This is a genomic window from Knoellia sinensis KCTC 19936 (genome assembly GCF_000768705.1).
In the GTDB taxonomy this organism is placed as follows: Bacteria; Actinomycetota; Actinomycetes; order Actinomycetales; family Dermatophilaceae; genus Knoellia; species Knoellia sinensis.
The window spans coordinates 48313-69234 of record NZ_AVPJ01000012.1 but is presented as its reverse complement, the minus strand read 5'-3'; the positions used below and the strand labels follow the sequence as shown (position 1 = coordinate 69234).

Below are 20922 nucleotides of genomic sequence, written 5' to 3'. Positions count from 1 at the left end.
GACCCCTCCCCGGTCCGCTTCAGAGCCGAGCGACGATGCCCATCGCCTGCCGCGCGTATCCGCCTCCGAACAGGACGGCGTGGACCAGCACGGGATACAACTGGTGGAGTCCGACTCGATCTCGCCACCCGTCCTGGAGTGGACGAACTTCGTCGTATGCCGTGTGGATCCGTTCCAGATGTGGCGCACCGAAGAGGTCGAGCATGGCGAGGTCGGCCTCGCGGTGACCACCGTGAGCCGCGGGATCGATGAGGACGACGCCGTCGGCGGTCCACATGAGGTTGCCGGACCACAGGTCGCCATGGATTCGGCTGGGAGCCTCTCCCGTGTCGAACTCGCCTGCGGCACACCGAGCCCCGAGTGCGTCCACGTCTCGAGCCTCATCGGCGGTGAGTTCGCCGCCATCGCGGGCGAGTCGGGTCAGGGAAGCGAGGCGGACGGCATACATCTCGCCCCAACTGGACCACGCACCCAACTCGAGCGGCAACGGTCGGTCAGCGGGTCCGAACCACCCCGGCCCGTCCCAACCCTCTGGTGGCGCACCCCAGGCCGGCGCGCCGGCGGAATGGGTTGCGGCGAGAGCCGATCCGAACTCCTCGGCAGCCTCCACGGTCGGCGCGACAGGCACGAGTCGCTCGAGGACGAGCCCATCCGAGTCCGAGTCGAGGACCTCGACCACGCGAGCCCCACCGGCGGCTGACCCCTCGCCGAGCCAACGCAGCCCGCACGCCTCCCACTCGGCGTACCGCGAAGGACCACCGCGCACCGATTTGATCCACGTCTTCCGCTCGTCGCGCACGGGTCCACACTGTCAGTCGTGAGCACCATCCGGGACGCGACGGCCGCTGATGCCGCCGCCTGCGCGGCGATCTATGCGTACTACGTCGAGCACACGGCCGCGACGTTCGAGGAGATCGCACCCAACCCTGATGAGATGGCGACCCGCATCGCTAACGCACAGGTTCGGCATACGTGGCTCGTTGTTGAACGCGACGGCGAGATCGTCGGCTATGCCTACGGCGTGCCATTCAAGGCCCGTGCGGCATATCGGTACTCGTGCGAGGTCAGCGTCTACCTCGACCGGGCCTCCCGCGGCGGCGGACTCGGCCGACACCTGTATGCCGCGCTGCTCCAGCGACTCGAGGAGCTGGGCATGCGCATGGCATGTGGCGGCGTGACCCTGCCCAACGACGCGAGCGTCGCACTGCACCGGGCGGTGGGGTTCGAGCCGGTCGGCACCTATCGACGCATCGGCTGGAAGCAGGGCGCTTGGCAGGACGTGGCGCTGTTCCAGAAGCCACTTGGGGGCGTAGGCCCGCCGGGCGCCTAGCGTCAGTGCGCGATGAGGAGGTCCTGGTAGTCCTCGTGCTTGGCGATCCAGCCCTTGATGAACGGGCACAGCGGCAGCACCTTGAGTTCACCGTTGGCGCGCACGTCGTCGAGGGCGCCGCGGGCCAGCGACGAGCCGACTCCCTTGCCCTCGAAAGCCGAGTCGACCTCGGTGTGGGTGAAGGTGATCCGGCCCTCGTCGAGACGGTAGGCGGCGAAGCCCGCGAGCTCGCCGTCGAGGTGCGCTTCGTAGCGAAGTCGCTCGGGATGGTTCGTCACGACCACGTTTCCAGCGTTGTCAGCCATGCTTGACATCAGATCACACCGACGACGCCGGGAGGCCTGCCGTGACCGAAGTCCACGTCCTCACCCCACGCGAGGTCCCGCTCGGTGGCCCCCGCGCCATGACCGTGCGTCGCACCCTCCCGCACCGCGACCGGTCGTTCATCGGGGCGTGGTGCTTCGTGGACCACTACGGGCCTGACGACGTCGCGTCGACCGGCGGCATGGACGTGCCGCCACACCCGCACACCGGGCTCCAGACGGTGAGCTGGCTCTTCGAGGGGGAGGTTGAGCACCACGACAGCGGCGGCGTCCACGCCTTCGTCCGCCCCGGAGAGGTCAACCTCATGACGAGCGGCCACGGCATCGCCCACTCCGAGGTCTCGACGTCCGCGACGTCGACGCTCCACGGGGTGCAGCTCTGGGTGGTTCTGCCCGAGGCCGACCGCGACCTGGAGCGCGAGTTCCAGCACCACGCGGTACCCGCCGTCCCTCTCGCCGAGGGTGTGAACGGGCGGGTCTTCATCGGGACCCTGGGCGAGCACTCGTCCCCGATCAGGACCCGCACACCGCTGCTCGGGGTGGAGGTGACGCTCGACGAAGGTGCGGTGTGGACGGTGCCGGTCGACACGGCATACGAGCACGGTGTTCTCGTCGACACGGGCAAGGTGACGTTCAACGGGACGGCCCTGGAGCGCGGCGACCTCGGCATCGTCGACGCGGGGCTGACCGAGCTCACGATCGAGGCGATCGAGGGGACGCGGGCCGTGCTGCTCGGTGGGACGCCCTATGAGGAAGCGATCGTCATGTGGTGGAACTTCATCGGGCGCGACCACGACGAGATCGTCGCCTTCCGCGATGCGTGGCAGGCGCGCGCGGAGCGCTTCGGTGAGGTCGACGGGTATGCCGGCCGGCTCCGTTGGCTACCCGCGCCCGAGTTGCCGGGTGGTCGCCTTCGCAGCCGCACCCGCCACGGTCGCCACTGATTCGCGCGTCCTGCACGGACGCTCTCAGCCGAGGACGCGGAAGTCGTCGGGTGTCGCGGATATTGCCGCGTCATTCGACGACTTCCGCGTTCTGACTGGGGTGGGCTCGACAGATACCCAAGGGGGGTATAGTATCGAGCCATGAACGAGCACGAGGGTCACCAGCACTCCTACATCGCGAGCGGCCACAAGGAGGACTACCTCAAGCGGCTGCGCCGGATCGAGGGCCAGGCCCGCGGCCTGCAGAAGATGGTCGACGAGGAGAAGTACTGCATCGACATCCTCACGCAGGTCTCCGCCATGACGAAGGCCCTGCAGTCGGTCGCCCTCGGCCTGCTCGACGAGCACATGAGCCACTGCGTCGCCGACGCCGCGCGCCAGGGCGGGCCCGAGGCCGACGCCAAGCTCAAGGAGGCGAGCGACGCGATCGCCCGCCTCGTCAAGTCCTGACGCATCCCACACACCACACCCAACCCACCCAGGCCTCGTGAGCCTGCAGGGACGCTCCAGCGTTCCCTCATGCCAGCGAGGCGAGATGAAAGAGAGAAGGAATCACCATGAGCACCTCCACCACGAACTTCACCGTCACCGGCATGACCTGCGGCCACTGCGTCTCCTCCGTCACCGAGGAGATCAGCGAGATCTCCGGCGTCGAGAACGTTGACGTCGACCTCGCCACCGGTTCGGTCACCGTCACCAGCAGCACGCCGCTCGAGGACGACGCCGTGCGCGTCGCCGTCGAGGAAGCCGGCTACGCCCTGGCATGAGCCCCCGCATGAGCCTCGACTCGATGAGCACACCGGTTCGGGTCATCGGGTTCATCGCGGCGCTGGCCACGGTCTTTGGCATCACCCTTGCTGCCGGGCAGGCCTTCGGCCCGGTCAACACGACCCCCGCGAACGCGAGCGGCGGGTCGGGCACGGGTGAGGCAGCCGGCCACGGGCACGGCGGCTCCTCCGAGCCGACGGCGTCCGGTGAGAAGGCGGAGGGCGGCGACGCCCATGCCGCTTCCCTCCCCGGCGGGCTCCAGGTCTCGCAGGACGGCTACTCACTGCGCCTCGCCCACGACACCCTGGCTGCCGGTCCGAAGACCCGACTCGACTTCGTCGTCGAGGGTCCGGACGGAAGGCCGGTCACGGCATACGAGGTCGAGCACGAGAAGGAGCTGCACCTCATCGCGGTGCGACGCGACTTCTCCGGCTTCCAGCACGTCCACCCGACCCGCGCCGCCGATGGCACGTGGTCGACGGATCTCGCGCTGACACCGGGAACGTGGCGGGTCTTCGCCGACACGGCACCGTCCGGAGCGGAGCCACTGACCCTCGGCGCGGACGTCTCGGTGGCTGGTGACTACCAGCCCGTCGCGGCTCCGACCGGAGACGTGCGCACCGCGACGGTCGACGACTACACCGTCACGCTCAAGGGCGACCTCGCGCCCGGCTCCGACTCCGACCTCACCCTCTCGGTGAGCCGCGGGGGCCAGCCGGTCACCGATCTCGACCCCTACCTCGGGGCGTTCGGTCACCTGGTGGCGCTGCGGAGCGGCGACCTCGCCTACCTGCACGTCCACCCGACTGGGGAACCCGGTGACGGGACCACCAAGCCCGGTCCCGACATCACGTTCGGCACGTCGGTCCCGAGCGCCGGCACCTACCGCCTGTTCCTGGACTTCCAGCACGAGGGAGTCGTCCGCACCGCCGCGTTCAAGCTGACCGCAGGCGAACCGATCGGAGGCAGCAATGGCCACGGGCACTGACATCTCGCCCGCCGAGGCGGCACGCACGGAGAGCGTCGAACTCGAGATCACCGGCATGACCTGCGCCTCGTGCGCCAACCGGATCGAGCGCAAGCTCAACAAGCTCGATGGCGTCACGGCAACGGTCAACTACTCCACCGAGAAGGCGAAGGTCGCCTTCCCGGAGAGCATCTCCACTGACGATCTGCTCACCGCCGTCGAACAGGCCGGGTATGCCGCACAGCTGCCTCCCGCTCCTGACGCACCTCGCGCTTCGGCCGGGGCTGCGGACGGGGACGGCGGCCTTGCGGACGACCCGACCAAGGCGTTGCGTGACCGGCTCATCATCTCCACGGTGCTGACCGTGCCGGTGATCGCGATGGCGATGATCCCGGCGCTGCAGTTCACCTACTGGCAGTGGCTGTCGCTCGTCCTCGCGGCGCCCGTCGTGGTCTGGGGGGCCTGGCCGTTCCACAAGGCGGCCTGGACCAACCTGCGTCACGGCGCGACGACGATGGACACGCTCATCTCGGTCGGCACGCTCGCGGCGTTCGGCTGGTCTCTCTATGCCCTGTTCCTCGGCACCGCTGGGACGCCGGGCATGACCCACCCGTTCCGGATCACGATCGAGCGCAGCGACGGCGCCGGCAACATCTATCTCGAGGCAGCAGCCGGAGTAGCGACGTTCCTGCTCGCCGGGCGCTACGCCGAGGCGCGCGCCAAGCGTCGCTCCGGTGCAGCCCTGCGAGCCCTGCTCGAAATGGGCGCCAAGGACGTTGCGGTCATCCGCGACGGTGCCGAGGTGCGGATCCCCGTCGACCAGCTGGCCGTGGGCGACGAGTTCGTCGTCCGCCCCGGTGAGAAGGTCGCCACCGACGGCGTCGTCGTCGAGGGGTCGTCAGCAGTCGACGCCTCGATGCTCACGGGCGAGTCCGTTCCGGTCGAGGTCGGCGTCGGTGACGCCGTCGTCGGCGCCACCGTGAACTCGGGCGGTCGTCTGCTCGTCCGCGCCACCCGCGTCGGCGGGGACACCCAGCTGGCCCAAATGGCGCGGCTCGTCGAGGACGCCCAGAACGGCAAGGCCGAGGTCCAGCGCCTCGCCGACCGGATCTCCGGTGTCTTCGTGCCGATCGTCATCGCCCTGGCCGTGGGAACGCTGGGCTTCTGGCTCGGCACGGGTGGCGGCTGGACCGCCGCCCTGACCGCCGCGATCTCCGTGTTGATCATTGCCTGCCCCTGCGCCCTGGGACTGGCGACGCCGACCGCGCTCATGGTGGGCACGGGCCGTGGAGCCCAGCTCGGCATCCTCATCAAGGGTCCCGAGGTCCTCGAGTCGACCCGCAAGGTCGACACCGTCGTACTCGACAAGACCGGCACGGTGACCACGGGTGAGATGAGCCTGCGGGACGTCGTCGCCGCACCGGGTGAGGACCGCGACGAGGTGCTGCGGCTCGCTGCGGCGCTCGAGCACGGCTCAGAGCACCCCATCGCACGGGCAATCGTGGCCGGTGCCACGGAGTCCGGGCTGGAACTCGCTCGCGTCGAGGGCTTCGAGAGCGTCGACGGCCTGGGTGTCCAGGGTGTCGTGGATGGTCACGCCGCGGTCATCGGCCGTCCCAAGCTGCTGAGTGACTGGTCGATCGACCTTGGCCCAGAACTCGAGGCAGCACTCTCAGCTGCCCGCAACACCGGCGCCACGCCGGTCGTGATCGGCTGGGACGGCAAGGCACGCGGCATCCTCACCGTCTCCGACACCGTGAAGGCCACGTCCGCACAGGCGATCTCGCGACTTCGCGAGCTCGGGCTGACGCCGTGGCTGCTCACGGGAGACAACGCCGAAGCAGCACGCACGGTCGCGGCCGAGGTGGGCATCGACCCCGACAACGTCATCGCCGACGTCATGCCCGCCGACAAGGTGTCGGTCGTGCAACGCCTGCAGGGCGAGGGCAAGGTCGTCGCCATGGTCGGCGACGGGGTCAACGACGCCGCGGCCCTCGCGACCGCAGACCTCGGCATGGCCATGGGCACCGGCACCGACGTCGCCATCGAAGCGAGCGACCTCACGCTCGTCCGCGGTGACCTACGGGTCGCGCCCGACGCCATCCGGCTGGCACGACGCACGCTGTCGACGATCAAGAGCAACCTGTTCTGGGCGTTCGGCTACAACGTCGCGGCCATCCCGATCGCCGCGGCCGGCCTGCTCAACCCGATGCTCGCCGGCGCCGCGATGGCGCTGTCGTCGGTGTTCGTCGTGACGAACAGCCTGCGGCTCAGGGGCTTCCGCCCCACAGCTGACGGGTGAGGTGTTCCGGGCGCACCGGGACTCGACTCAGGTCGAGCCCGGTAGCCGCCCGGATCGCCGCGACGATCGCCGGCCCCGACGAGATGTTCGGGGGCTCCCCCACCCCACGCAGCCCATAGGGCGCGTGGGGATCTGGGTATTCGAGGACGTCGACCGGCATCGAAGGTGTGTCGAGGATCGTCGGGATGAGGTAGTCCGTGAAGGACGGGTTGCGGATGTGTCCGTCCTCGATCTGGATCTCCTCCATGACCGCGAGACCAAGCCCCTGCACGGCCCCGCCATGGATCTGCCCGATCACGGCGTCAGGGTTCATGGCACGGCCGACGTCCTGGGCACAGGCGAGCTCGACGACCTTGACGAGGCCCAGTTCGACGTCGACGTCGACGACCGCACGGTGGGCCGCGAAGGCGAACTGGACGTGCGCATCACCCTGCCCGGTCTCCGGGTCCACGGGATGGGTGGGGCGGTGCCGCCACTCGACGGTCTCCTCGATCACGGTGTCCCCCAAGGCCCCCGGGCCACCTTCCGGGAGGCGGGCGCGCACCCGTCGGCAGGCTTCCTGGGTGGCGCCGCCCGTGACATAGGTCTGGCGTGAAGCCGATGTCGACCCGGCTCCACCGATGGCCGTGTCGATCGGTGCAATGACGACCCGCTCGACCCCCAGCTCGGTCCGACAGATCTGCTGCATCACCGTGACGAGCCCCTGCCCGACCTCGGCGGCTGCGGTGTGAACGGTCGCTGTGGGCTCACCGCCGACGAGTTCGAGCCGCACCGCCACGGTCGAGAAGTCGTCGAAGCCCATTGAGAAGCCGACGTTCTTGATGCCCACGCCATAGCCCACGCCGCGGCGAACCGCTTCGCCGTGCGTGGTGTTCGAGACGCCACCGGGGAGTTCGCGCAGGTCGGTGACACCGTCGCCGGACGTCGACAGCGGGCCAGGCATCGGCAGGTCGCGGACCCGTTCGAGGAGTTCGGCGACGGGTGCAGCGCTGTCGATGAGCTGGCCGGTGGCGGCGTGCGACCCCTCGGCCATGGCGTTGCGGACCCGGAACTCGACCGGGTCCATCTCGAGGGCGGCCGCCATCCGGTCCATCATCGCCTCGTAGGCGAACGCGGCCTGGGTCGCGCCGAACCCACGCATCGCCCCGCACGGCGGGTTGTTGGTGTAGGCGCCCCAGCAGTCCATCCGGATCGAGGGAATGACATAGGGCCCAAGGCCCAGCGTCGCCGCATTGCCCACGACCGCACCGGTGCTCGACGCGTAGGCACCGCCGTCGAGCCAGGTCTCCGCCCTGGCATAGACCAGTTGCCCCGTCCGATCCGCCCCGAACTCGTAGTGCAACAACGCAGGGTGCCGGTGCACGTGCCCGAAGAACGACTCCTCGCGGCTGTAGACCATCTTCACCGGACGACCCGTGTGCAGCGCGAGCAGGCACGCGTGGATGTGCATCGAGAGGTCCTCGCGCCCGCCGAACGCACCGCCGACACCGGCGAGGGAGAGCCGCACTTGGTCTGGCCTCAGCCCCAGCGCCGTGCAGACCTGCGCCTGGTCGGCGTGCAACCACTGCGTCGCGACGTGCAGGTCGACGCCGCCCTCACCGTCCGGGATCGCCATGCCGGACTCCGGTCCGAGGAAGGCCTGGTCCTGCATTCCGACCTCGAACTCGCCGGTGACGACGACCTCGGCAGTCGGCTCCGGGTCGCCGGTTCGGATCTTGAGGTGCCGCACGAGGTTGCCATCGGGGTGCAGGCGAGGAGCGTTGTCCTGCAGGGCTGTTCGTGCGTCCGTGACCGGGTCGAGCACTTCGTAGTCGACGCGGATCCGCCCGGCCGCCCGGCGCGCGGTCTCCGGATGGTCGGCTGCCACGACGGCCACCGGCTCGCCCTCGTAGCGCACGACGTCCGATGCCAGTACCGGCTGGTCCGCGTGTTCGAGCCCATAAAGGTTGGTGCCGGGGACATCGGAACTGGTGAGGACGGCATACACACCGGGAACGGCGAGCGCCTCGGAAAGGTCGATACGCGCGATGCGGGCATGGGGGTGTGGACTGCGCAGGGTCGTGCCCCACAGCATGTCGGCCATCCAGAGGTCGCTGCCGTAGGCGAATTCGCCACTGACCTTGAGTATGCCGTCCGGTCGAGGAGCGCTGTCCCCCACGCCTCCCGCGTCAGACGGGGCTTCCGGGCGGCGGGTGTCGCGCTCCGTCTCGGTGGTGCTCATGGCCGGTCCTCGCCGCGCTGACGTGAAGCCGCCAACTGGACCGCGTCGATGATCTTGACGTAGCCGGTGCACCGGCAGAGGTTGCCGGCCAACGCTTCCCGGATCTCGGCGTCGTCGGGACCCGGGTCACGAGTCAGCAGGTCGTGCGTGGCGACGATGAGCCCGGGTGTGCAGAAGCCGCACTGCACGGCTCCGGCGTCGAGGAAGGCCTGTTGCACGGGGTGGAGGTCCTCGGGTGTGCCGAGTCCTTCGACGGTGACGATCTCGCGCCCCTCCGCCTGGCCCGCGGCGACGAGGCAGGCGCACACCGGAACGCCATCGAGATAGACGGTGCACGAGCCGCATTCACCCTGTTCGCAAGCGTTCTTGGAGCCGGGCAACCCCATCCGCTCGCGCAGGACGTGCAGCAGGCTCTCGCCGGGCCAGACGTCGTCGGCCTGCTTCACCTCACCGTTGACGTGGGCGGTGATCCTCATGCGGCACTCCCTCGATAGTCGTCCCAGGCCCACGTCAGGGTGCGGCGGGCGAGAACCGTCAGGGCGTGCTTCCGGTATGCCGCCGTCCCCCGGACGTCGTCGATCGGCGCCGCCGCGTCGGCCACCTTCACCGCGAACTCGGTGGCGACGGACGGTGGCAGCGCGTTGCGTGACTGCCACAGACCGGTCTCGTCCAGAGCTGCCGCAAGGAAGCCCTCGGCGTCGGAGGCGCGAACGGGCGTCGGTGCGGCAGAACCGATTCCGACACCGACTGTGCCCTTGTCCGGGTGGAGGGCGAGCCCCAACGACGTCACGGCGATGACCATGGCGTTGCGGGTCCCAACCTTGCTGAACTGCTGCGGGCCGGTTGTCGCTCGGGACAGCACCGCGGTGATGAGCTCGTCGGGGGCACCGGCGTGTTGCTTCGGGCCGGTGAAGAAGTCGTCGATCGGCACGAGTCGGGTTCCACGCACCGACGACAACTCGACCTCCGCGCCGCCGGCCAACAGCGGCGGGTGGCTGTCTCCCGCAGGAGAAGCGGCGCCGAGGTTGCCGCCCACCGTGCCGCGGTTGCGGATCTGGGGCGACCCGACGGTGCGAGCGGCCAGGGCAAGACCGGGCAGCCGGTCACTGAGTTCACGGATGACCCGGGCGTAGGTGACGCTCGCGCCCAATCGGACGAACTCCGACGCGTCGGACGCGCCGGACGGGTCGGACGGGTGGGCCCCGACGCTCCACTCCGCGAGTTCGGGCACGCGTGTCAGATCCAGCAGGTGGTCCGGGCGGCGTCGGTCGAAGTTGAGCTCGACCATGACGTCGGTGCCACCGCAGATGGGCACGGCGTCGGGGTGCGCTGCCTTTGCCTCGAGGGCTTCGGCCAAACTCGACGGGGCGAGGAACTCCACGGCCCACCTGCCTTCCCGGTCAGGCTGCCCATCTTCCTCCGGAGGGGTGATCCGCGCACGACTTCGCCGTCCCTCCTGCAAGACCGACTCATGGCACCTTCCGACTTTGTGCCCCATTGGGACACGATGACGAAGGCCTTCGGCCGACGGATCGTGTCCCACTGGGGCACAAAGTCGGTTGGTGAGCGGCGGCCGCAAGCAGTCGGGGCGTGGGTGCACGGAGGGTGCCGCGGACAAAGGGGTTGCATGCCTGTGGCCCGGTCTCGGAGGGTGGAGCCATGACCTCCGAGCCCACAGCTGTCCGGACCGTCGACGACCTGCGCGCGACCATGCGCACCGCGCTCAGGACCGCCATGAAGGACCGCGACCGGCCAGCGACCAGCGCGCTGCGGTCGGCGCTCGGCGCGATCGACAACGCCGAGGCCGTACCGACCGAACCGGCCTCCTTCGCGGCTCACGACGCACCCATCGCGGGTGCCGTGGTCGGACTGGGGGCCACGGAGGCTGCCCGCCGTGAACTCACCGTCGAGGACGTGCACAGCGTGCTGCGGGCCGAGATTGCCGAACGCCGTGAGGTGGCTGGCGAGATCGACGCAGCCGGCCGCCCGGAGCGCGCCGCGGACCTGCGCCGGGAAGCCGACGTCCTGGAGGTCTTCACGGCCTCACCCTGAGGGGCCAGCGCCCTCACGTCCCGTATCACGCGTCCGCAAGATTGGTCGCCTGGACGACCCATCTTGCGGACCTCGCATGTATGCCGTCCGCTCCCGTCCGCGACTCTGGTCGCCTGGACGACCCATCTTGCGGACGCATGCGAGGGGCGGAGATTCGCTCAACGAGCGGCCTGCGCCTCGCGGTGGTTTGATGATTCGGATGTACGACTCAGCAGTAACCTTCGCGGACACGCTGCGACACGCGATCGAGCAGCGTGGCCTCAGTCTCGACCGCATCCAGGCGCATTTGGGCGATCGTGGTGCGGCGGTCAGCGTTGCCACCCTGAGCTACTGGAAGTCCGGGCGCAGCGAGCCGGGGCGCAAGTCGTCGCTGACGACCCTCCCGCACCTCGAGGACATCCTCGGCCTCGAACGGGGTGAACTCATGGGCGTGCTCCCGCTCACTCGGGAGCGCTCACGCCGCACCCCGGTCCCGGACCTGGACAGCCTGTGGTCCGAGGACTCCCCTGCCGCGGTGCTCAGCCAACTCGACACGCGTTGGGACGCCGACCTCGACAGGGTCATGCTCCACGACCGCCTCCGCGTCGGGTCGAACCGTCGACACGAGAGCCTGGTGGTGCGACAGGCGTTGCGGGCACGGTGTGATGGGCCCGATCGTCGGGTCCTGCTGCACTGGCAGGACGACCCGACCGTTCCGCTCCCCAACCTCGAGGTGCTGCGCGGCGCCAGTCTGGATCGCGTCGAGAGCGATCCCGTGGGCGGTGTCGTCGGGGCCGAGCTGCACTTCTGCCAGCCGCTGCGCCGGGGCGAGACCGTCATCGTCGAATACGAGATGACGTGGGACGGGCCCGGCCCTGCCGATGTCGACTACACCCGAAGGCTCCGGACACCGCTGCGTGAGCTGCTCCTGGAGGTGGAGTTCCACCCCGAGGCCAGCCCGGCGTCAGTCACGGCCTTCACGGACACCCGCGAGTCCCTGGTGGGGCTCGACCTGGAACATCGCGCCACCATCGCGCACCCGGACACGACACCCGGGGCGACGGGTCTGCGCTGGGTCTGGCCCGAGCACCTGTCCGGCCTGAGTTAACTGTTAACCCTCTCGCAACCCTTCCCGAGGGACCGTGGAACAGACAAGGTCGTCTCCGTCCACCTGCATCGGAAGGATTCGAGATGAACATCCGCACACCACGACTCGGGCTTGCGCTCGTCGCAGCGCTCGCCGGGGCCAGCGTGACGGTCGCGCCAGCCGCGAGCGGGGCCCCCGGCCCCGACTCAAAGCCGCAGCGATCCGCCGCCGCTGGCAAGCAGCAGGCGCCGCTTCTCGGCACCTCGTCGAATGACCGCTACATCGTCGTCATGAACAAGAACGCGAATGCCAGCAGCCAGAGCAGCGCGAAGAACCAGGCACGCAGCAACGGTGCACAGATCACGCACAACTACAGCGCCGCTCTCGACGGGTTCGCTGCCAAGCTGCCGGCGCAGGCGCTGAACGGGCTGCGCAACAACCCGAACGTCGCCTTCATCGAACCCGACCTGCCGGTGCGCGCCACCGACACGCAGTCGCCCGCCACGTGGGGCCTCGACCGCATCGACCAGCGGGACCTGCCTCTCAACAACTCGTACACCTACACCCAGTCGGGAGCGGGTGTCACGGCATACATCATCGACACCGGCATCCGGACCGGTCACGCCGAGTTCAGCGGGCGAGCAGTCTCCGGCTACAGCGCCATCAACGACGGCCGCGGCAGCGACGACTGCAACGGCCACGGCACCCACGTCGCCGGCACGGTCGGTGGCGAGACCTACGGAGTGGCCCAGGACGTGCGACTCGTCGCGGTCCGAGTCCTCGACTGCCAGGGCAGCGGCTCCAACTCCGGCGTCATCGCCGGCGTCGACTGGGTCACCCAGAACCACACGGCGGGCTCGCCCGCGGTCGCCAACATGAGCCTCGGCGGCGGCGTCTCCAGCGCACTCGACTCGGCCGTGAGCAACTCGATCGCCGACGGCGTCACCTACGCCCTCGCCGCAGGCAACGACTCGGGTGCCAACGCCTGCAACGGCTCCCCCGGCCGTGTGGCCGCGGGTCTGACCATTGGGTCCTCGACGAACACCGACGCGCGTTCGAGCTTCAGCAACATCGGCTCCTGCCTCGACCTCTTCGCCCCGGGATCGAACATCACCTCGGCGTGGCACACGAGCAACTCCGCGACCAACACGATCAGCGGCACGTCGATGGCGACCCCGCACGTGGCGGGTGCGGCAGCCCTGCTCCTGCAGGCCACCCCGAGCGCCAGCCCCGCGTCGATCGCGAGCACGCTCGTGGCGAACTCCACGACCGGGAAGCTCAGCAACATCGGGACGGGCTCCCCGAACCGCCTGCTGAACATCGGCACCGGCGGGACGAACCCCGACCCCGACCCCGACCCGGACCCCTCGACGTGCACCGCGATGCCGGAGAAGGAATCGGGCTCGCTGAGCTCGGGCGGCACCGCCTACCACCCCGGAACGAGTGACTACTACTACTCGGCGTCCGGCACCCACGTCGGCTGCATCACCGGCCCGGCCAGCGCCGACTTCGACCTCTACCTCGAGAAGTGGAACGGCTCGAGCTGGGTCGTCGTCGCCAGCGGCCTGTCGGCCACCTCGGAGGAGCGAGTGACCTACACCGGGACCTCGGGCTACTACTCGTGGCGCGTGAAGTCCTACTCGGGCTCGGGCTCCTACACCTTCGGGTTGGACCGCCCCTGAGTGGAACCTGATTCACGAGCAGCGTGAATCAACCCCCTGAGACCAGCCGGCCCCACGACCTCGCGTCGTGGGGCCGGTTCGGCGCTGTCAGGCCACGGCGCGGAGGAACTCCTCGAGCAGCGGACCAGCGGTCGCTGCACCGCCCTCACCCTCGACCACGAGCACCGCCACGGCGAGGTCGCCCTGGATCGCGATCATCCAGGCGTGCTCCTTGAGGGCTCCGGCCTCGCCGAACTCGGCGGTGCCGGTCTTCGCGAGAACCGGCTCGCCGGGGACGTCGGAGAGGAAGTCGGCGCTGCCCTGCTCGACGACGCTGCGCATGAGCGCCTTGAGAGTCTCCGACTCGGCTGCGGTGACGGGCCTCGCGGGCGCCGACGCCGACGCCGACGCCGATGCGGACGCCGATGCGGACGCCGATGCGGACGCCGATGGGGAGGCGTCCGACGAGACGTCCGAACCCACTCCACCGCCGTCATCCGCCAGCACCAGCGTCGGCGTCACGGGCTTGCCTGCAGCGATGGACGCCGCGACCGTCGCCATGCCGAGGGGGGAGGCCTGAACCTTGGCCTGACCGATCATCGACGCAGCCTCGTCGGTGCCGGGCTGGGGTTCGGGCACCGAGCCGAGGAAGGCGGACACCCCGAGGTCTGCCTCTGCGGTCAGTCCCAACCCTGCGGCCGCGCTCGGGAGCGCAGACGGGTCGAGCTTCTCGCCCGCGCGGATGAACGCCGTGTTGCACGAGTTCGCGAAGGCCGTGCTGAAGGGCACCGACCCGAGGGCCGACGTCGGGAAACCGTCGACGTTCTTGAACGTCCGCCCGTCGACCGTGACCGTCGGCGTGCACTGGATGCTCGACGTCGGCGTCACGCCGGAGCGAAGCAGGGCGAGGGTCGAGACCGTCTTGAACGTCGAACCCGGCGCATACCGACCCTGCGTCGCCGTCGACTGGCCTTTGCTTCCCGGCCCACTCGCCGCCGCGAGCACGTGACCGGTGGAGGGCTGGATGGCGACGATGGCTGAGGCAGGAGCCACATCGGCGAGCACCGACTCCGCCGCTGTCTGGGTGGCAACGTCGAGGGTGAGCGTCACCGCGGAGCCAGGCTTCGCCTCCGTCGCGAAGAGCGTCCGCTCCTCGGGCCCGCCGCTGGTCACGACCGAGTGGCTCGGCTGTCCGCCCAGCTGATCGTTGAAGGCCGACTGGATCCCGCCGATACCGACGGTGTCGCCCGCGACGACGCGACCCTCGGACTTCTCGACGATCTCCGCCGTGGCATCTCCGACGACGCCAAGGATCGGGCGGGCGAAGCCGGCGGTCGGGGCGAGCATGCGCTCCCCTTGGAGGAGGCGGACCCCGGGCTCGTTGACTGCCAGCGCAGCGTCTGCCTCCTGACTGCCGACGCGCACGGTGATGGCCTCGACGAACGCCCGCTCCCCCGCTTTCTGCACCGCGGCGACGAAGTTGTCGACGTTGATGTTCATGGCCTCGGCGAGCAGTCGGGCGGATGCTGCGGCCTCGGCAGCGCTGGCCTGGGTCTTGTCGATCCCGACGCGATAGACGTCGCGCGCCTCCACGATGGGCTGATTCCCGGCTCCCACGACGTTGGCGCGGGGCGGCTGCTGCCGCTTCGTCCGGAGCGCCTCACCGTCGACGAGACCCGGCGCCACCATCGCGGGGCTCCACACGCCAGCCCAGACGTCGCCGGACTTCCGCAGTTCCAACGGCGTCTCGTAGGTCCAGGACTCCTCGGAGCCTGGGAGTCTCCATGTATGCCGCAGGGTCGCCTCCGCCGTGGCGTCCTGCGGCTCCGCGACGGTCACGACCGAGACGGCGTGCTCGGCCTTCCCCATCCCTTCGACGATGGGCTCGAGGTCCGGCCCTCCACCGTCGGCGACGACCGTGCCGTCCGCGAACTTCCCGGCGGCAAGCCCGGACGCGACCTTCTCTGCCGCCGCGCGCGCCTCCTCGGCGTCACGCCCGAACCAGGTCAGTCCGCCCCACACACCGACACCGACCAGCGCCGCCACGACGACCGCGATCCCGGCCTTCACTCCCCACCCACGTGCACCCACCGAGCAACCCTCCACGAAACGGACGTCCAGTTGACCCGATCACCCAGCGGACCGGCATACGCGAACTGTGTCATCCGAGGGGACGAAAGGCGCGGCGATATCGTCCCCAGTGGGGGATTCTCACGGAATCGTCACACCGGCGTCGGCGGTGAGAGCCAGCGAAGGATGCGCTCGACGGCGAAGGCGACGACGAGCGCGAGGGCGACCCCGAGTCCGGCGGCCGCGAGGGCGTTGTCCTGGACCCAGCGCCCGGCGAGAGTGCCCAGTCCCACCGACCATGCCGCCCAGAGGCCGCCCGACACGACAGTCAGCGCGGCAAAGCGCTTCTGCGAGAAGGCTGTTGCCCCGGCCGTGAGGTTCACCGCCGCGCGACCGACGGGAACCCACCGCCCGATGATGACGATGAGAGCGCCTCGCCGCTCGAACCGGGTCCGGGCCCAGGCGAGCGCGCGCCGCCCTCGATCGGTCCGCTCGAGGAGGCGGTCCAGGCGCGCGTGACGACCCAGGAGGTAGGCGATGTTGTCCCCGACCCACGCACCGGCGGCCCCTGCGGCGAACAGTGCAAACCAGTGGGGCGCACCGGTGGAGGCACCGACCGCCGCCAGCCCGACGAGCACGCCCTCACTGGGCAGGGGCGGCACGACGCCGTCGACGGCGAAGAAGACGAAGAGGACGGGCACGAGCCACCCCGCGCCGGCGTGCAGCGCGATGAACTCGTTGAGGGCCTCGACCATGACTCCAGTGTGACCGTTGCCCACCCACGCCCCTGCGAGTGGGCGGGCAACGGTTGGTCGTCATCCCGTGGGAGGGCAGATCAGGGCAAGGCGCGGATGATCGGGCAGCTGTTCACCGACGACGCGCCCTCGAACCGCTTCTGCATCCAGATCGATGCGGTCGGCAATCCCTCGGGGACACCTGCGATGTGGTGAAGGGTGCCCCGGTCCGTGTCTCCCGGCAGAGCCGGCAAGCCGAGCGGAACATAGGTGACACGAGCACCCTTGCCGCACCAGTCGACGGCCAGCTGACGGGCCTGCTTGTGCGGCACGGTGCCGTCGCTGAGCTTCGTGGTCACGAGGACCGGTGCGGTCGGCTTGCGCGTGCCGATCTGCTGCTCGTCGACGATGTCCCGCACGTGGGGGAGTTCGGCGATGATCTCGGTGAGCGACTTGCCGTCCTTGGTCCACTCGGTCGAGCTCGAGAAGCCATAGGTCGCCGCAGAGTCGGGGATGCACTGGGTGCTGATGTCCCGGAGCGCGGCGAAACCCTTGTCGTTCATGCGTGCGTCGACGACGGGCCGCAGCTCGGGGTAGGACTGGATGAGGCCGTTGAGCGTGTAGCCGAGAACTGCGGCGATCGCGTTCTTCTCGACGCCCTTGATGACCTCGTGGAGGTTGGCCGGCGGAGCTCCGGCGTAGGCGCCGACGAGGTTGACGTCGGGTGCGTATGTCGGCTGGAGCTCTGCTGCTGCAGCCACGGCCCCGCCGCCCTGGCTGTAGCCCCAGAGGCCCACCTTGGTGCCCGCCACGATGGGGCTGTCCGGGAGGTTGCGCACGGCGCGGACCACGTCGAGCAGCGCATGCGCCTGGTCGGCCCGGTTCATGTAGGTGTGCAGCCGGTCGGTCGAGCCGAGGCCGATGTAGTCGCTGAGGGCGACGTCGTAGCCCTTGGCGAGCAGGCCGGACATCTGGACGACCTCGTAGTTGGCGTTGAACGTGCCGCCGTCGGAGCCGATGCCGATGAGGAGTGGGTGCTCGAGACCGTAGGAAGGCGCGCACTGGTCGCCCTGACCGATGGTGCCGAACGCGAAGGCGACGACCGGGCGCGGCCCCGGGCCGCCCCACGACTTCGTCGACCGGATCAGAGCGCCGGTCGCGGGCGCGGGGAGACCGTTGGAGTCGGTCGTCGAATACATGAGCCGCGTGGACGTGCCCGGGAAGACGACCGGCAGGTTCAGAGCCGTCGGCATCGGCTCGGTCCGAATCACCGTGCCCGGGGTCGACGGGATCGACGTTGGCGGGTCGTAGAAGGCCGGCATCTCGACCCCTTTGGACTCGACAGCGACCGCTGGAGCCGTGGCGAGCACGGCTGCGGGACAGGCAAGGACGGCTGCCGCGACGATGGCGGCAGCTCTGGATGGACGCATGGGTTCCCCTGACGAAGTAGTGGCACGGCGAGCCCAACAACGAGGCCCCGTCGCGTAAGTTAACGCAGAGTAGCCACAGCGCGCACTGCGTCGTCCACGGGCTGGCCACCCTCGCCCGCATGCCGGACGCGGCGGCGCCCCCTCGCCACCTCACGAGGGAAATCGACTGCGGAGTCAGGCGACGAAGACGCAGAAGGTGTGCCCGGCGGGATCGACGAAGACGTAGAGGGGCTCCTCCTCGTCGTCGGTCCGGTCGAGGCGCACCTCCGCGCCGAGCCGCAACGCCACTTGCTTGTGCCGCTCGAGTTCCTCGACGCTGTCGACGAGGTAGTCGATGTGCACCTGCTGGGGCACGGTGCCCTCCGGCCACGTGGTGCGCTCGAGGTGCTCGACCTGTTGGAAGGCAAGCTGTCGCGTGCCGTCCGGCTGGGTGAGGACGAGCCAGTCGGCGTCGTCCGGTGAGCCGTCGGTCGGTGGTTCGTCGCCGTCGCGATAGACCAGTCCGAGGAACTGCCGATAGAACTCGGCCACCTCGCGCGGTCGCTCGCAGTCCAAGACGGTGTGCACGTATGCCGGGTGCTCGCCCATGCCTCCCACCTCACCGCAGACGTGGGGCCGTGGCAACCGCTGGGTAACACCCAGCAGTAGCCCAACCTTCGGACCCGTATGGCGCCACCCGGGGTTCCGCCCGGAGCCCGCAGGGTCTTGAATGAGCCTCATGATGGCTCACGGTGACCAGGCGAGGGCACTCCCCGTCACTGGCCACACCAGCGCGTGAACACCCGAGACGCCGCCGCTCGCGCGGCAGCGATCGAGCGCGTGTTGGCAGGAGACAAGGCTGCCTCAGTGGCGGCCGATCTCGGCGTGCACCCCAGCACTGTCCGACGCTGGGTCAAGGCGGCTGCGTCATCCGACGCGACCCCCACGACTCCCCCCACGGTCGCTCCAGCGACCACCCGACCCACCAGGGCTGCAGCCGTGTCGGCCACCCGGCAGTCACCGACGAGTGCGATCGCCGCCTTGCCTGCGCAGCACGAACCGGATCCGTTCATGTCGGCCCTGCTCAAGGCACCGGAACCACGCCGGGTGGCGGCACCCTTCGTCCTGGAGCCCGTGACGCTCGACCCGGTCGAACTCGACCCAGTGGAGTTCGAGCCGATCACCCTCTTCCCCGAACTCGATCCTGCGCCGCGCCCCGCGGCCCCTGCGTCCGCACCCGACTCCACCTCCGCCCTCGACACTGACGCCGCGATCGAGCGCCAGACGGCCGAAGACGCTGCGGCACAAGGCATCGGGGACCGGACGGTTCGGAAGTCGAAGGACGGTCGCGGCGACGTGACCGCCGAGCCATCGGAGTCCGTGGCCACGGCCGAGCCTGACGACGGGAGGGACCACGGCCTCGACGAACTCTCCGTCCTCGCGACCGAGTCCGGCGACCGGATCGTCCGCTGGGGCGAGCGCCTGCCGATGCGGGACCGCTACGCCCTCGTCATCACGGCGTGGCTCGGCTGCCTCCTGCTCGCGTGGGTGGCGCCGGAGTCGCACCCGGGCCGATCGATCCTCGTGGCGCTCCACCTCCTCGCAATGACGGTGTCCTTCGGGTCGGTCATGGCGCTCGACTGGCACGGCCTCCTCTGGGAGCGTCGCCAGCGCGCGATCGAGGAGTCGATCCGGCTCAGCCATGCGCTGTCCCCGCTCATCTGGTTGGGGCTGGCCGCGCTGTTCCTCACCGGCGGACTCCTCGGCCCCGACTTCAGCAGCCCGATCGCCTGGATCAAGCTCGTCGCTGTCCTCGTCCTGGCGCTCAACGGCGTCGCCACCGCGCAGTTGCGGCACCACCTCGCCTCGGCCACGTCCGACGGCCTCCGCAGCCTGGCGCCGGGCCCACGCAGGAAGGTGGTCTTCTCGAGCCTGCTGTCGCAGGCGTGCTGGCTCACCGCCGTTCTCGTGGGGATGGCCACCACCATGGGCCGCTGAACCCTGGATGTCCGAAATCTTGGGAACCCTGTCCGACCGCCACGGGCGCGGAAGGTGCGCACCCGGCATACGGTGAAGAAATGGACGCTGTTCGCCGTGTCGTCGTCGTCGGCTACCCGGGTGCCGAGCTCGTCGACATCGCCTGCGTGACGTCGGCGCTGCAGATCGCGAGCTACCTCAAGGGCCGGCCGCTCTACCGCATCGAGGTGGCCTCGCCCGGCGGCGCTCCCATCCGCACCGCAACCGGACTGACCCTCGCGAGCGACGTCGCCCTCGAGACGGTTCGCGGCCCACTCGACACGCTCGTCGTCACGGGCGGGCTCGGCTACGTCGACGCCATGGACGACGAGCGGCTCGTCGCCCACGTCCGCCGCCTGGCCCGTGAGACGCGGCGGGTGGCGTCGGTCTGCACCGGCTCCGGGATCCTCGCTGCGGCCGGCCTCCTCGACGGGCGACGAGCCGCGACGCACTGGCACCACGCGGCCTACCTCTCCGATCGCTTCCCCGAGGTCCGGTTCGACGACGCACCGATCTTCGTCACCGACGGTGGGGTGTGGACCTCGGCCGGCGTGACGGCCGCACTCGACCAGACCCTCGCCTTCATCGAGGCCGACGCCGGTGCGGAACTGGCCCGCCACGTGGCACGACACCTCGTGACCTACCTCCAGCGCCCCGGCAATCAGGCCCAGATGAGCATGTTCACCGCGGCGCCTCCGGCGCAGAGCGAACTGGTGCGCGACACGGTCGAGTTCGTGGAGTCACACCTCGGTGAGGACCTGTCGACCACGGCCCTCGCCCGCCGCGTCGGGGTCAGCGAGCGCCACCTCGGCCGGCTGTTCCACGAAGGGCTGGGGACCAGCCCGGGGCGCTTCGTCCGGCGCTGTCGCGTCGAGGCGGCGGCCCACCTCCTCACGAGCACCCGGCTCACCGTCGAGGCGGTGACCACGAGGTGTGGCCTCGGGACGGTGGAGACGCTGCGCCAGGCGTTCCACGCGCGCTACGGAGTGTCGCCGTCCCACTACCGCGCGACCCAGACCGGGGCGCCCGCCGTCGTGGGCGGCTGACCGCCGGCCCAGC

Annotated in this window: 20 protein-coding genes; 11 read left to right on the top strand and 9 right to left on the bottom strand. The window is 69.9% G+C overall.

Annotation, left to right across the window (positions count from 1 at the left end; translation table 11 throughout):
• Nucleotides 1-19: 19 nt before the first annotated feature.
• Nucleotides 20-799, bottom strand: coding sequence for a fructosamine kinase family protein (locus N802_RS14445; protein ID WP_245613951.1), 780 nt, complete (start codon nucleotides 797-799; stop codon nucleotides 20-22).
• A gap of 18 nt (nucleotides 800-817) precedes the next feature.
• On the opposite strand from N802_RS14445, the gene N802_RS14440 reads away from it, so the two are divergent.
• A complete protein-coding gene (locus N802_RS14440) occupies nucleotides 818-1330 on the top strand; it encodes a GNAT family N-acetyltransferase (RefSeq protein WP_035917608.1) in 513 nt (170 codons plus the stop codon).
• A gap of 2 nt (nucleotides 1331-1332) precedes the next feature.
• Here the strand turns inward: N802_RS14440 and N802_RS14435 are convergent, their stop codons facing one another.
• Complete coding sequence (locus tag N802_RS14435) at nucleotides 1333-1635, bottom strand: GNAT family N-acetyltransferase (RefSeq protein WP_035917605.1); 303 nt, start codon at nucleotides 1633-1635, stop codon at nucleotides 1333-1335.
• Between the two features lie 98 nt (nucleotides 1636-1733).
• Between N802_RS14435 and N802_RS14430 the strand changes: the two genes are divergently transcribed.
• The 5 genes from N802_RS14430 (at nucleotide 1734) to N802_RS14410 (ending at nucleotide 6634) form a co-directional block, all read left to right on the top strand.
• Nucleotides 1734-2597 (top strand): pirin family protein, encoded by an 864-nt coding sequence (locus tag N802_RS14430; protein ID WP_156971428.1) that lies wholly within the window; start codon nucleotides 1734-1736, stop codon nucleotides 2595-2597.
• A 141-nt stretch (nucleotides 2598-2738) separates the two neighbouring features.
• Nucleotides 2739-3047 (top strand): metal-sensitive transcriptional regulator, encoded by a 309-nt coding sequence (locus N802_RS14425; RefSeq protein WP_035917598.1) that lies wholly within the window; start codon nucleotides 2739-2741, stop codon nucleotides 3045-3047.
• Between the two features lie 107 nt (nucleotides 3048-3154).
• Complete coding sequence (locus N802_RS14420) at nucleotides 3155-3364, top strand: heavy-metal-associated domain-containing protein (RefSeq protein ID WP_035917595.1); 210 nt, start codon at nucleotides 3155-3157, stop codon at nucleotides 3362-3364.
• Nucleotides 3365-3387: 23 nt separating this feature from the next.
• Entirely contained in the window at nucleotides 3388-4353 is a 966-nt protein-coding gene (locus N802_RS14415; RefSeq protein ID WP_035917701.1) for a hypothetical protein, read from the top strand.
• On the top strand, nucleotides 4337-6634 hold the full coding sequence (locus N802_RS14410) for a heavy metal translocating P-type ATPase (protein ID WP_052109977.1): 2298 nt from the start codon (nucleotides 4337-4339) through the stop codon (nucleotides 6632-6634). Before N802_RS14415 ends, N802_RS14410 begins: the two co-directional genes overlap by 17 nt.
• Here N802_RS14410 and N802_RS14405 read toward each other — a convergent pair.
• From N802_RS14405 to N802_RS14395, 3 genes are read right to left on the bottom strand one after another with little or no spacing between them, the layout of a single operon-like run.
• Complete coding sequence (locus tag N802_RS14405; protein ID WP_035917593.1) at nucleotides 6603-8855, bottom strand: xanthine dehydrogenase family protein molybdopterin-binding subunit; 2253 nt, start codon at nucleotides 8853-8855, stop codon at nucleotides 6603-6605. The genes N802_RS14410 and N802_RS14405 overlap by 32 nt on opposite strands.
• Nucleotides 8852-9331, bottom strand: coding sequence for a (2Fe-2S)-binding protein (locus N802_RS14400; RefSeq protein ID WP_035917592.1), 480 nt, complete (start codon nucleotides 9329-9331; stop codon nucleotides 8852-8854). The genes N802_RS14405 and N802_RS14400 overlap by 4 nt, the downstream gene beginning before the upstream one ends.
• Entirely contained in the window at nucleotides 9328-10236 is a 909-nt protein-coding gene (locus N802_RS14395; RefSeq protein ID WP_035917589.1) for an FAD binding domain-containing protein, read from the bottom strand. Before N802_RS14395 ends, N802_RS14400 begins: the two co-directional genes overlap by 4 nt.
• A 278-nt stretch (nucleotides 10237-10514) precedes the next feature.
• Here N802_RS14395 and N802_RS14390 point away from each other — a divergent pair, with 278 nt between their 5' ends.
• The 3 genes from N802_RS14390 (at nucleotide 10515) to N802_RS14380 (ending at nucleotide 13655) form a co-directional block, all read left to right on the top strand.
• Nucleotides 10515-10907: a GatB/YqeY domain-containing protein gene (locus N802_RS14390; protein WP_035917586.1), complete on the top strand. Its 393-nt coding sequence runs from the start codon at nucleotides 10515-10517 to the stop codon at nucleotides 10905-10907.
• A gap of 199 nt (nucleotides 10908-11106) precedes the next feature.
• The gene (locus tag N802_RS14385) at nucleotides 11107-11994 is read left to right on the top strand and encodes a helix-turn-helix domain-containing protein (protein WP_052109976.1); all 888 of its coding nucleotides are present in this window, start codon (nucleotides 11107-11109) and stop codon (nucleotides 11992-11994) included.
• An 83-nt stretch (nucleotides 11995-12077) separates the two neighbouring features.
• Nucleotides 12078-13655 (top strand): S8 family peptidase, encoded by a 1578-nt coding sequence (locus N802_RS14380; RefSeq protein ID WP_035917581.1) that lies wholly within the window; start codon nucleotides 12078-12080, stop codon nucleotides 13653-13655.
• Nucleotides 13656-13742: 87 nt separating this feature from the next.
• Here N802_RS14380 and N802_RS14375 read toward each other — a convergent pair whose 3' ends face one another.
• The 4 genes from N802_RS14375 to N802_RS14360 form a co-directional block, all read right to left on the bottom strand.
• Nucleotides 13743-15725: a penicillin-binding transpeptidase domain-containing protein gene (locus N802_RS14375; protein ID WP_084072242.1), complete on the bottom strand. Its 1983-nt coding sequence runs from the start codon at nucleotides 15723-15725 to the stop codon at nucleotides 13743-13745.
• Nucleotides 15726-15856: 131 nt separating this feature from the next.
• The gene (locus tag N802_RS14370) at nucleotides 15857-16459 is read right to left on the bottom strand and encodes a DedA family protein (RefSeq protein WP_035917578.1); all 603 of its coding nucleotides are present in this window, start codon (nucleotides 16457-16459) and stop codon (nucleotides 15857-15859) included.
• Between the two features lie 80 nt (nucleotides 16460-16539).
• Complete coding sequence (locus tag N802_RS14365; RefSeq protein WP_035917575.1) at nucleotides 16540-17868, bottom strand: lipase family protein; 1329 nt, start codon at nucleotides 17866-17868, stop codon at nucleotides 16540-16542.
• A 174-nt stretch (nucleotides 17869-18042) separates the two neighbouring features.
• Nucleotides 18043-18456 carry a VOC family protein gene (locus N802_RS14360; RefSeq protein ID WP_035917574.1) on the bottom strand — a complete coding sequence of 138 codons (414 nt, stop codon included), beginning with the start codon at nucleotides 18454-18456 and terminating at the stop codon, nucleotides 18043-18045.
• A 186-nt stretch (nucleotides 18457-18642) separates the two neighbouring features.
• Here N802_RS14360 and N802_RS19595 point away from each other — a divergent pair, with 186 nt between their 5' ends.
• Together N802_RS19595 and N802_RS14350 are read left to right on the top strand one after the other, a co-directional pair.
• Complete coding sequence (locus N802_RS19595; protein ID WP_052109974.1) at nucleotides 18643-19845, top strand: helix-turn-helix domain-containing protein; 1203 nt, start codon at nucleotides 18643-18645, stop codon at nucleotides 19843-19845.
• An 80-nt stretch (nucleotides 19846-19925) separates the two neighbouring features.
• Nucleotides 19926-20909, top strand: coding sequence for a GlxA family transcriptional regulator (locus N802_RS14350; RefSeq protein WP_084072241.1), 984 nt, complete (start codon nucleotides 19926-19928; stop codon nucleotides 20907-20909).
• Nucleotides 20910-20922: the final 13 nt, after the last annotated feature.

Excerpts from the sequence above, each read along its gene's own strand:
- N802_RS14360 (WP_035917574.1), bottom strand. The coding sequence starts at position 18,456 with ATGGGCGAGCACCCGGCATACGTGCACACCGTCTTGGACTGCGAGCGA.
- N802_RS14385 (WP_052109976.1), top strand. The coding sequence starts at position 11,107 with ATGTACGACTCAGCAGTAACCTTCGCGGACACGCTGCGACACGCGATC.
- N802_RS14410 (WP_052109977.1), top strand. The coding sequence starts at position 4,337 with ATGGCCACGGGCACTGACATCTCGCCCGCCGAGGCGGCACGCACGGAG.
- N802_RS14425 (WP_035917598.1), top strand. The coding sequence starts at position 2,739 with ATGAACGAGCACGAGGGTCACCAGCACTCCTACATCGCGAGCGGCCAC.
- N802_RS14365 (WP_035917575.1), bottom strand. The coding sequence starts at position 17,868 with ATGCGTCCATCCAGAGCTGCCGCCATCGTCGCGGCAGCCGTCCTTGCC.
- N802_RS14420 (WP_035917595.1), top strand. The coding sequence starts at position 3,155 with ATGAGCACCTCCACCACGAACTTCACCGTCACCGGCATGACCTGCGGC.
- N802_RS14435 (WP_035917605.1), bottom strand. The coding sequence starts at position 1,635 with ATGGCTGACAACGCTGGAAACGTGGTCGTGACGAACCATCCCGAGCGA.
- N802_RS14380 (WP_035917581.1), top strand. The coding sequence starts at position 12,078 with ATGAACATCCGCACACCACGACTCGGGCTTGCGCTCGTCGCAGCGCTC.
- N802_RS14390 (WP_035917586.1), top strand. The coding sequence starts at position 10,515 with ATGACCTCCGAGCCCACAGCTGTCCGGACCGTCGACGACCTGCGCGCG.
- N802_RS14405 (WP_035917593.1), bottom strand. The coding sequence starts at position 8,855 with ATGAGCACCACCGAGACGGAGCGCGACACCCGCCGCCCGGAAGCCCCG.
- N802_RS14400 (WP_035917592.1), bottom strand. The coding sequence starts at position 9,331 with ATGAGGATCACCGCCCACGTCAACGGTGAGGTGAAGCAGGCCGACGAC.
- N802_RS14350 (WP_084072241.1), top strand. The coding sequence starts at position 19,926 with ATGGACGCTGTTCGCCGTGTCGTCGTCGTCGGCTACCCGGGTGCCGAG.
- N802_RS14415 (WP_035917701.1), top strand. The coding sequence starts at position 3,388 with ATGAGCACACCGGTTCGGGTCATCGGGTTCATCGCGGCGCTGGCCACG.
- N802_RS14370 (WP_035917578.1), bottom strand. The coding sequence starts at position 16,459 with ATGGTCGAGGCCCTCAACGAGTTCATCGCGCTGCACGCCGGCGCGGGG.
- N802_RS14430 (WP_156971428.1), top strand. The coding sequence starts at position 1,734 with ATGACCGTGCGTCGCACCCTCCCGCACCGCGACCGGTCGTTCATCGGG.